Origin of the sequence: Neorhizobium sp. BT27B (assembly GCF_050455485.1) — a bacterium.
In the GTDB taxonomy this organism is placed as follows: Bacteria; Pseudomonadota; Alphaproteobacteria; order Rhizobiales; family Rhizobiaceae; genus Neorhizobium.
On record NZ_JBCIYT010000001.1, the window covers coordinates 378,818 to 388,480 of the forward strand.

Sequence of the window (9,663 nt, forward strand, 5' to 3'; positions counted from 1 at the left end):
ATAGAACCGAGCGAGGGGTGAGCCATCATCAGCCAGCCCATCCCGTCAGCTTCAGTACGAATGCAACAATCACCAGCATGCCGAGCGAGAGCGGAAGGAAGACCTTCCAGCCGAGACGCATCAACTGGTCATAGCGGTAGCGCGGCACGATGGCCTTGGCCATGGCGAAGCCGAAGAAGACCATGCAGACCTTGATCAGGAACCAGATGATGCCCGGAACCCAGTTGATCAGCCAGAAGTCGAACGGCGGCAACCAGCCTCCGAGGAAGAGGATCGTGGTCAGCGCGCAGATGAGCATGATGGCAGCATATTCGCTGAGCATCAGCATCATGTACGGGGCAGACGAATACTCGACCATGTAACCGGCGACGAGTTCCGATTCCGCTTCCGGAAGGTCGAATGGCGGACGGTTGGTTTCAGCCAGACCCGAGATGAAGAAGATCACGAACATCGGGAACAGCGACAGCCAGTGCCAGTCGAGGAACGAGTTCGGCAGGCCGATCATCGTGCCGAGGCCGGTCTTCTGCGCGTAGACGATATCCTGCAGGTTCAGCGAACCGACGCAGAGCAGAACGGTGACGATGACGATACCGATCGAGACTTCGTAGGACACCATCTGCGCCGCCGAGCGGAGCGCGCCGAGGAACGGGTATTTCGAGTTCGACGCCCAGCCGGCCATGATGACGCCGTAGACTTCGAGCGAGGAGATCGCAAAAATGTAGAGGATGCCGACATTGATGTTGGCGACAGCCCAGCCATCGTTGAGCGGGATGACCGCCCAGGTGGCGAGCGCCAGAACCACCGAGACCAGCGGCGCAAGCAGGAAGACCACCTTGTTGGCGCCAGCCGGAATGATCGGCTCCTTCAGGATGAACTTGAGCAAGTCGGCAAACGACTGGAACAGGCCGAACGGACCAACGACGTTGGGGCCGCGACGCAGCTGAACGTTCGCCCAGACCTTACGGTCGGCGAGCAGGATGAAGGCGATGAAGACCAGCAGGCAGACCAGCGTCAGCAGGGAATGCCCCACCATGATGAGGGCCGGCCAGATATAGGTCGAGAAGATAGAATCCATTGTCCTGCCCTTACTCCGCTGCAACCTGGAAGTTGTTGCGGGCCAATGCCGAGCATTCTGCCATGACGGCGGAAGCGCGGGCGATTGGGTTCGTCAAATAGAAGTCCTTGACCGACGACACGAAGGCCGCCTTGTCGGCGCGACCGCCAGCCTGCGAAAGCTTGGCTACCTGTTCGCCGGTGCCGGCTGCCACTTCGTCGATTTCGGCGAAATGCGGGAATTCGGCATAAAGCTTGGCACGCAGCGCAGACAGGCTGTCGAACGGCAGCTTGTGGCCGAGAACGTCGGACAGCGCACGCAGGATCGCCCAGTCTTCGCGGGCTTCGCCCGGTGCGAAGCCCGCGCGGTTGCCCATCTGGACGCGGCCTTCGAGGTTGACCCAGGTGCCCGACTTTTCGGTATAGGTCGCGGCCGGCAGGATGACGTCGGCGGCATGTGCGCCGGCATCGCCGTGGCTGCCGATATAGACGGTAAACTTTGCGCCCTTGGTTGCGAAGGCGAGTTCGTCAGCGCCGAGAAGGAAAAGAACGTCCATCGACTTCAGCATTTCGGCTGCGTTGACGCCGTTCTTGCCCGGCACGAAGCCGAGATCGAGGCCGCCGACGCGCGAGGCTGCGGTGTGGAGAACGCCAAAACCGTTCCAGTCTTCGGTGATAGCACCAACTGATGCGGCGAGACGGGCAGCGAGCGCCAGAATGGCCTGACCGTCAGCGCGGGCAACGGCACCGGGGCCAACGATGATCATCGGGTTCTTGGCGGCGGTCAGCTTGTCGATGAAGGCGTTGCCGTTTTCGACGAGGTCGGTCAGCGTGTCCGGGCCGGCACCGAGATATTCGTAATCCCAACGCATTTCGCCGGCTTCGCCGATCAGGCCGATCGGGAAATTGCCGCGACGGAAACGCTTGCGGATGCGGGCGTTGAGGACGGCGGCTTCAAAGCGCGGGTTGGAACCCACGATCAACAAAGCGTCAGCCTTTTCAATGCCTTCGATCGTCGGGTTAAAAATATAGCTTGCGCGGCCGAGAGACGGGTCGAAGGCCGAACCGTCCTGGCGACAATCGATGTTTTCCGAACCGAGCGAGGAAATCAGCGCCTTCAGCGCGTACATTTCCTCAACCGAGGCGATGTCGCCGGCGATGGCGCCGATCTTGTTGGCGGCAGCGCCAGAGACCGCCGTCTTGATGGCGGCAAAGGCTTCACCCCAGGAGGCTGCCTGCAGGCGACCGTCGCGGCGCACGTAAGGACGGTCGAGACGCTGGGTCTTCAGGCCATCCCAGATGAAGCGGGTCTTGTCCGAAATCCACTCTTCGTTCACGGCTTCGTTGACACGCGGCATGATGCGCATGACTTCGCGGCCACGGGTATCGACGCGGATGGCCGAACCGACTGCATCCATCACGTCGATGGATTCGGTCTTGTTCAGCTCCCACGGACGGGCGGTGAAGGCGAACGGACGCGAGGTGAGCGCGCCGACCGGGCAGAGGTCAACAACGTTGCCCTGCAGCTCCGAGGTCATTGCCTGCTCGAGATAGGTGGTGATCTCGGCGTCTTCGCCACGGCCGATCAGGCCAAGCTCGGAAATGCCGCCGACTTCGGTGGTGAAGCGGACGCAGCGCGTGCAGTGAATGCAGCGGTTCATCACGGTCTTGACCAGCGGGCCGATATACTTGTCTTCGACGGCGCGCTTGTTTTCGGTATAGCGCGAACTGTCGATACCAAACGCCATGGCCTGGTCCTGCAGGTCGCATTCACCGCCCTGGTCGCAGATCGGGCAATCCAGCGGGTGGTTGATCAGCAGGAATTCCATCACGCCTTCGCGGGCCTTCTTGACCATCGGCGTGTTGGTGAAGACTTCCGGAAGCTCGCCGTTCGGGCCGCCGCGGATATCGCGCACGCCCATGGCGCAGGAGGCTGCCGGCTTCGGCGGGCCACCCTTTACCTCGACCAGACACATACGGCAGTTGCCGGCGACAGACAGACGTTCGTGGAAACAGAAACGCGGCACTTCGGCACCCGCCTCCTCGCATGCCTGCAGCAGCGTGAAGTGGTCCGGAACCTCGATTTCCTTGCCGTCAACCTTGAGCTTCGTCATCGTTACGTCCTGTTTTTCCGTCCGCCGGTCTTGCGGGCCGCAGCCTTAACCGGTGGCAATTCCTGTGCTGTACCCGACGTCAGAGCCTTGGCCTGGCCCACCCAGTCGTCGCGCGTCACGCGGCCATCAAGGCCAAGTTCCGCATCGACACGGGCAGCCTGCTCGGTGCTCCATCCGGCGATCTCGGAAAGGGTTTTGATGCCCAGACCGTTCAGCTTCGTCTCGATCTTGGGCCCGAGACCCGAGATCCGTTTCAAATCGTCTTGTGCCTCGGCCGGTGCAGCCTTGGCGGCTTTCGCCTTCGGCGCAGGCGCTGCCTTCGCTTCCGGCTTGTCCGCCTCGGTGGCTTCCGGCTCGCGGGCCATGTCTTCCAGCGTGCGGTGCAGCCGCTGGCTGGCTTCCATGGTGTTCTGCATCATGCCGAACATCGCGGTCGCGAACTGTGTCTGCAATTCGATGCCGATCTGCGTCATCGCCGCCATGGCGGCCGCCGGATTGGCCATCATCGGGTTCAGCGTTAGCGAAGCCGGATCGAAGCCGGGCCACGACGAGCCAAACGCCGGCTTTGCCGTCGGTGCCCCCTGCCCTTCATGCTTCTCCTCCGGCGACGTCATCACCTTACTCCGCAGCTTCCAGCACGGCGCCTTCCGACGTCGAGCGGTAGGTGTATTGATCGATGCGTGCTTCGATTTCCGGACGGAAATGGCGGATAAGGCCCTGAACCGGCCAGGCAGCAGCGTCGCCGAGCGCACAGATCGTATGCCCTTCGATCTGCTTGGTCACCTGGAACAGCATGTCGATTTCGCGCTTCTGGGCGTTGCCCTTGACCATGCGTTCGAGCACGCGCCACATCCAGCCGGTGCCTTCACGGCACGGCGTGCACTGGCCGCAGCTTTCGTGCTTGAAGAAGGCCGAGATGCGGGCAATCGCCCTGATCACGTCGGTGGACTTGTCCATGACGATGGCGCCGGCGGTGCCGAACGACGAACCGACGGCACGAAGGCCATCAAAGTCCATCTGGCAATCGATGATGTCCTTGGCCGGAACGATCGGGCAGGATGCGCCGCCGGGGATGACCGCCAGAAGGTTGTCCCAGCCGCCGCGGATACCGCCGGCATGCTTGTCCACCAGTTCGCGGAAGGTGATGCCCATTTCTTCTTCGACGGTGCACGGCTTGTTGACGTGACCGGAGATCATGAACAGCTTTGTACCGACATTGTTGGGACGGCCGAGCGACGAGAACCAGGTGGCGCCACGACGCAGGATGGTCGGGGCAACGGCGATCGATTCGACGTTGTTGACCGTGGTCGGGCAGCCGTAAAGGCCCATGTTGGCAGGGAACGGAGGCTTGAGGCGCGGCTGGCCCTTCTTGCCTTCAAGGCTTTCGAGCAGCGCCGTCTCTTCGCCGCAGATATAGGCACCGGCGCCGTGATGGACGTAGATGTCGAAATCCCAGCCGTTCTTGTTGTTCTTGCCGAGGAGGCCGGCGTCATAGCACTCGTCGATCGCGGCCTGCAGGGCTTCACGCTCGCGCATGTATTCGCCGCGAACATAGATGTAGGCGGTATGGGCACCCATGGCGCAACCGGCGATCACGCAGCCCTCGATCAGCGTATGCGGATCGTTGCGCATGATTTCGCGGTCCTTGCAGGTACCGGGCTCGGATTCGTCGGCGTTGACGACGAGGTAATGCGGACGGCCATCGGATTCCTTCGGCATGAAGGACCATTTCAGGCCAGTCGGGAAGCCGGCGCCACCACGACCACGAAGACCGGAGGCCTTCATCTCGTTGATGATCCAGTCACGACCGTTGTCGAGGATCTGCTTGGTGCCATCCCAGTGGCCACGGCTCATTGCGCCTTTCAGGGACTTGTCCTTGAGGCCGTAGATGTTCGTGAAGATACGATCCTGATCTTTAAGCATGATCACGCCTCCCCTTCAGGCTTGGCTTTGCGCGTGCGCTTTGGCTTGTCTTCACCGGCAACGGCGCCTTCGGCTGCCGGAGCACCTTCAGCCTTGCTACCACGCTTGGCAGCCGGCTTGGTCGAGGTCGTTGTCGACTCGCCCTTTTCGGCTTCCTTGGCGTTTGCAGCAGAGGCGGCCGGCGCAGTGACCGGCGTCTTCAGCGACTTGTCGGTTTCCGGCGCGGTATCCTTCGGATGACCGGCGTCGGCCGGCGGCACGGACACAGCCTCGGCGGCGGGTTCCGGCTTCGGATCGAGATTGGTGCGAACCGGCTTGATATCGTCGAGCAGCGTCAGCGCGCCGCCGATGGGTGCCGACAGGTGACGGCCGTTCTGCGGGCCGACAGGAACATCTGCGCCCTTGCCGGCTTCGAATTCGTCGATGATCTGTTCGAGGCGCTCCGGCGTCAGGTCCTCATAGGCATCCTTGAAGATGATGACCATGGGAGCGTTGACGCAGGCGCCCTGACACTCGACCTCTTCCCAGGACAGCGTGCCCTCGGCATTGGTATGGAAGGGATCGTGATGGATCTTGTGCTGACAGACCTTGATCAGCTCGTCGGAGCCGCGCAGCATGCAGGGCGTGGTGCCACAGACCTGGATATGGGCGCGGGTGCCGACCGGCTTAAGCTGGAACTGGGTGTAGAAGGTCGCCACTTCCAGCACGCGGATATACGGCATGGTCAGCTTTTCGGCGACATATTCGATCGTCGCCTTGGTAACCCAGCCGTCCTGTTCCTGCGCACGCATCAACAGCGGGATAACCGCCGACTGCTGGCGCCCCTCGGGATACTTGGCAATGGTCGCGGCTTCAAAAGCGGTGTTTTCCGCGTTGAAGGCGAAGGTTGCAGGCTGAAACTGGTCTTCGGCTAGTCGACGAACAGACATTCTACATCACGTCCTATTCAGAATATTGCAATCATGATCGGGAGGGAGCGCATCAGCGATCCACCTCCCCGAACACGATATCGAGCGAACCCAGGATTGCCGTGACGTCGGCCAGCTGGTGGCCTGTCGACATGTAATCCATGGCCTGCAGATGCGCGAAACCGGGGGCGCGCAGCTTGCAGCGGTATGGCTTGTTGGAACCGTCGGCGACGAGGTAGACGCCGAACTCACCCTTCGGCGCTTCGACGGCGGCATAAACTTCGCCGGCCGGCACGTGGAAACCTTCGGTGTAAAGCTTGAAGTGGTGGATGAGCGCTTCCATCGAACGCTTCATCTCGCCGCGCTTGGGCGGAACCACCTTGCCGTCCGTTGCCGAGATCGGGCCGGTCTTGGCATCACCCAGCAGGCGGGCAACGCACTGCTTCATGATCTTTACCGATTCGCGCATCTCGGCCATGCGGACGAGGTAGCGGTCGAAACAGTCACCGTTCTTGCCGATCGGGATATCGAAATCGAGTTCGGCGTAACATTCGTAAGGCTGCGACTTGCGCAGGTCCCAGGCAGCGCCGGAGCCGCGAATCATCACACCCGACATGCTCCAGTTCCACGCCTCTTCCAGCGAGATCACGCCGATATCGACGTTACGCTGCTTGAAGATACGGTTGCCGGTGAGCAGGCCTTCGATATCGTCGAGAACCTTGATGAACGGGTCACACCACGCGCCGATATCTTCCACCAGCTGCTGCGGCAGGTCCTGATGGACGCCACCGGGGCGGAAATAGGCTGCGTGCATACGGGCGCCACAGGCGCGCTCGTAAAAGATCATCAGCTTTTCGCGCTCTTCGAACCCCCAGACCGGCGGGGTCATGGCGCCGACGTCCATGGCCTGGGTCGTGACGTTCATGATGTGCGAGAGGATACGGCCGATTTCCGAATAGAGAACACGGATCAGCTGGCCGCGGATCGGCACCTGCAGACCGAGCAGCTTTTCGATGGCCAGACAGTAGGCATGCTCCTGGTTCATCGGCGCGACATAGTCGAGACGATCCAGGTAAGGCAGCGCCTGCAGATAGGTCTTGGTTTCCATCAGCTTTTCGGTGCCGCGATGCAGCAGGCCGATATGCGGATCGACGCGTTCCACGATTTCGCCATCAAGCTCCAGCACAAGACGCAGAACGCCGTGCGCGGAAGGATGCTCCGGGCCAAAGTTGATCGTGAAATTGCGGACGTTATGTTCAGTCATTGTGCGCGCTCCACGCCGTCAGGCGAATGGCGAATTGCGAGCGGAGCCGGAAGGCCCCTACCCGTTTTTTACTGCTGTGCCTTCTCGTCACCCGGCAGCACGTAATCTGTGCCTTCCCATGGCGACGTGAAGTCGAAATTGCGGAACTCCTGGCGAAGCTCGACGGGTTCGTAGACGACGCGCTTGAGCTGGTCGTCGTAACGAACTTCCACGAAACCGGTGACCGGAAAATCCTTGCGCAGCGGATGGCCTTCGAAACCGTAATCGGTGACGAGGCGCCGCATGTCCGGGTGACCGGAGAACGGCACGCCATAAAGATCCCAGATCTCGCGCTCGAACCAGTCGGCGCCCTTGTAGACACCGGTGACCGAGGGAACCGAAACATCTTCGGCGACCGACAGCTTTACACGCAGGCGAACATTCCGCTTCGGCGACAGCAGGTGATAGACCACGTCGAAACGTTCGGGACGCTGCGGCCAGTCGACGCCGGACACATCGATGAAGCTGACGAAACCACCCTGCGGATCGTCACGCAGGAAGGTAAGGAGCTCGACGATATTGTCGCGGTCGGTCGTCAGGTTGAGTTCGCCGTAGGCGATCTCGGCTGCCGACACGAGGCTGCCGCGTGCTTCGCGGATATAGGTGGAGAGTTGTTCGAGAACTTCGCTCATGACTTATCCCCTCAACGCTCGATCGTGCCGGTGCGGCGGATCTTTTTCTGCAGCAGGAGCACGCCGTAAAGCAGTGCTTCTGCCGTGGGGGGACAGCCCGGCACGTATATGTCTACCGGGACGACACGGTCACAGCCGCGCACCACCGAATAGGAATAGTGATAATAGCCGCCACCATTGGCGCAGGAACCCATGGAGATGACGTAACGCGGCTCCGGCATCTGGTCGTAGACCTTGCGAAGCGCTGGCGCCATCTTGTTGGTCAGCGTGCCGGCAACGATCATCACGTCCGACTGGCGCGGCGAAGCGCGCGGAGCGACACCAAAACGCTCCATGTCGTAACGCGGGCCGGAAGCCTGCATCAGGCCCTCAACGGCGCAACAGGCCAGACCGAACTGCATCCACATCAGCGAGCCAGTGCGCGCCCAGGTGATCAGCTCGTCGGTCGAGGTGACGAGAAAGCCCTTGTCGGCAAGCTCGTTGTCGACATCCGTGAAGAACGGGTCATTGGCGCCGACAGGCTTGCCGGTCGCCGGATCGAGGATGCCCTTCGGCTGCTGCGCGACGAGCGTGTTGCCGGTCACTCCCATTCCAGAGCCCCCTTCTTCCATTCGTAGATAAAGCCGATGGTGAGCACACCAAGGAACACCATCATGGACCAGAAGCCGAACCAGCCCATTTCACCGAAGGACACAGCCCAGGGGAACAGAAAGGCGACTTCGAGATCGAAGATGATGAACAGGATCGACACCAGGTAAAACCGGATGTCGAACTTCATGCGTGCGTCATCGAAGGCATTGAAACCGCATTCGAATGCGGAAAGCTTTTCCGGATCGGGCGCCTTGTAGGCCACGGCGAAGGGCGCGATGAGCAGCGCCAGACCAATCACCACGGAAATGCCGATAAAGATCGCGATCGGGAGATAGGAACTGAGGAGTTCAGTCATTGTATTCCATCCCTGCCTGACCGGAAGCGAACGGCAAACGCCTAACACTTATGCACTGGTCAAGCGAACGTGCATTGCAACAAGGGCTGACTATCGTAGGATAGCCCCCGGCGCAAGAGGTTTAGCACCCAACCCCCACTCCAAAATGAAACGAAAGACGACGAAACGTCGCAGCATGCGCGGGAAAGCCTTGGAGCGCCGGAAAAACCTCTTCACAGCCAATTATGACAATGACCGGAAATTATTAACAGGAGCAAAAAACTCAAGGTTTCCGGGCATTTCTTGCGTTTTGCAAGGTGACGATATGCAAATCTTTGAATTCACTAAAAAAAATTTCATGCGACGATAGCGCGCAGCAGAAAGCGCCTAAAAATCAACTTCAGAGTCAGTGACAACATAACGAATGCAATCAACGGGTTAAGACCCCGATAGACGACAAAACACGCCCCATGGCCGCCCAAATATTGTGCAAACCATATCTCGGTACCGCATAGAACCCACCCCGCCCTCCCCGGCAGCGATCACGCAATTGCGAATACGGGGATACTGCAGCGCACCCGGCACGCAGGAATGATCGGCTATCGGAGAATCAGACAGACGCAGCCGCAGTGGATACGAGCAGCACGAAAACAAGAAGGGAGAAATCGAAGATTAGCAAATGCAACGAAGTGCATATCGAAAACCGACCAAGGCCTTGAGAAGAAAATGGCGCGAGTGACGGGGCTCGAACCCGCGACCTCCGGCGTGACAGGCCGGCACTCTAACCAACTGAGCTACACCCGCT

8 protein-coding genes, 1 tRNA gene and 1 pseudogene are annotated in these 9,663 nt (G+C 60.5%); all 10 read right to left on the reverse strand.

The window, feature by feature from the left end; genetic code table 11:
* Positions 1–28: 28 nt before the first annotated feature.
* The 10 genes and pseudogenes from nuoH to AAIH70_RS02035 all read right to left on the reverse strand — a co-directional run bounded on the left by nuoH (position 29) and on the right by AAIH70_RS02035 (position 9,662).
* Complete coding sequence (nuoH, locus tag AAIH70_RS01990; RefSeq protein WP_132273207.1) at positions 29–1,075, reverse strand: NADH-quinone oxidoreductase subunit NuoH; 1,047 nt, start codon at positions 1,073–1,075, stop codon at positions 29–31.
* A 10-nt stretch (positions 1,076–1,085) separates the two neighbouring features.
* Positions 1,086–3,167, reverse strand: coding sequence for an NADH-quinone oxidoreductase subunit NuoG (nuoG, locus tag AAIH70_RS01995; RefSeq protein WP_132273206.1), 2,082 nt, complete (start codon positions 3,165–3,167; stop codon positions 1,086–1,088).
* Positions 3,168–3,169: 2 nt separating this feature from the next.
* Positions 3,170–3,781 (reverse strand): 5' DNA nuclease, encoded by a 612-nt coding sequence (locus AAIH70_RS02000; RefSeq protein ID WP_132273205.1) that lies wholly within the window; start codon positions 3,779–3,781, stop codon positions 3,170–3,172.
* Positions 3,782–3,785: 4 nt separating this feature from the next.
* Entirely contained in the window at positions 3,786–5,090 is a 1,305-nt protein-coding gene (gene nuoF / locus AAIH70_RS02005) for an NADH-quinone oxidoreductase subunit NuoF (protein ID WP_132273204.1), read from the reverse strand.
* A gap of 26 nt (positions 5,091–5,116) precedes the next feature.
* Positions 5,117–6,019 (reverse strand): annotated as a pseudogene (nuoE, locus tag AAIH70_RS02010) (NADH-quinone oxidoreductase subunit NuoE); the annotation flags it as partial.
* A gap of 52 nt (positions 6,020–6,071) precedes the next feature.
* Complete coding sequence (locus AAIH70_RS02015) at positions 6,072–7,262, reverse strand: NADH-quinone oxidoreductase subunit D (RefSeq protein WP_430032926.1); 1,191 nt, start codon at positions 7,260–7,262, stop codon at positions 6,072–6,074.
* Between the two features lie 68 nt (positions 7,263–7,330).
* Positions 7,331–7,933: an NADH-quinone oxidoreductase subunit C gene (locus AAIH70_RS02020; RefSeq protein ID WP_132273201.1), complete on the reverse strand. Its 603-nt coding sequence runs from the start codon at positions 7,931–7,933 to the stop codon at positions 7,331–7,333.
* Positions 7,934–7,944: 11 nt separating this feature from the next.
* Positions 7,945–8,544, reverse strand: coding sequence for a NuoB/complex I 20 kDa subunit family protein (locus tag AAIH70_RS02025; protein ID WP_132273200.1), 600 nt, complete (start codon positions 8,542–8,544; stop codon positions 7,945–7,947).
* A complete protein-coding gene (locus tag AAIH70_RS02030) occupies positions 8,514–8,879 on the reverse strand; it encodes an NADH-quinone oxidoreductase subunit A (protein WP_132273199.1) in 366 nt (121 codons plus the stop codon). Before AAIH70_RS02030 ends, AAIH70_RS02025 begins: the two co-directional genes overlap by 31 nt.
* Before the next feature lie 706 nt (positions 8,880–9,585).
* Positions 9,586–9,662 (reverse strand) — tRNA-Asp (locus AAIH70_RS02035).
* Position 9,663 lies beyond the last annotated feature (1 nt).

Excerpts from the sequence above, each read along its gene's own strand:
- nuoG (WP_132273206.1), bottom strand. The coding sequence starts at position 3,167 with ATGACGAAGCTCAAGGTTGACGGCAAGGAAATCGAGGTTCCGGACCAC.
- AAIH70_RS02020 (WP_132273201.1), bottom strand. The coding sequence starts at position 7,933 with ATGAGCGAAGTTCTCGAACAACTCTCCACCTATATCCGCGAAGCACGC.
- AAIH70_RS02015 (WP_430032926.1), bottom strand. The coding sequence starts at position 7,262 with ATGACTGAACATAACGTCCGCAATTTCACGATCAACTTTGGCCCGGAG.
- AAIH70_RS02030 (WP_132273199.1), bottom strand. The coding sequence starts at position 8,879 with ATGACTGAACTCCTCAGTTCCTATCTCCCGATCGCGATCTTTATCGGC.
- nuoH (WP_132273207.1), bottom strand. The coding sequence starts at position 1,075 with ATGGATTCTATCTTCTCGACCTATATCTGGCCGGCCCTCATCATGGTG.
- nuoF (WP_132273204.1), bottom strand. The coding sequence starts at position 5,090 with ATGCTTAAAGATCAGGATCGTATCTTCACGAACATCTACGGCCTCAAG.
- AAIH70_RS02025 (WP_132273200.1), bottom strand. The coding sequence starts at position 8,544 with ATGGAAGAAGGGGGCTCTGGAATGGGAGTGACCGGCAACACGCTCGTC.
- AAIH70_RS02000 (WP_132273205.1), bottom strand. The coding sequence starts at position 3,781 with ATGACGTCGCCGGAGGAGAAGCATGAAGGGCAGGGGGCACCGACGGCA.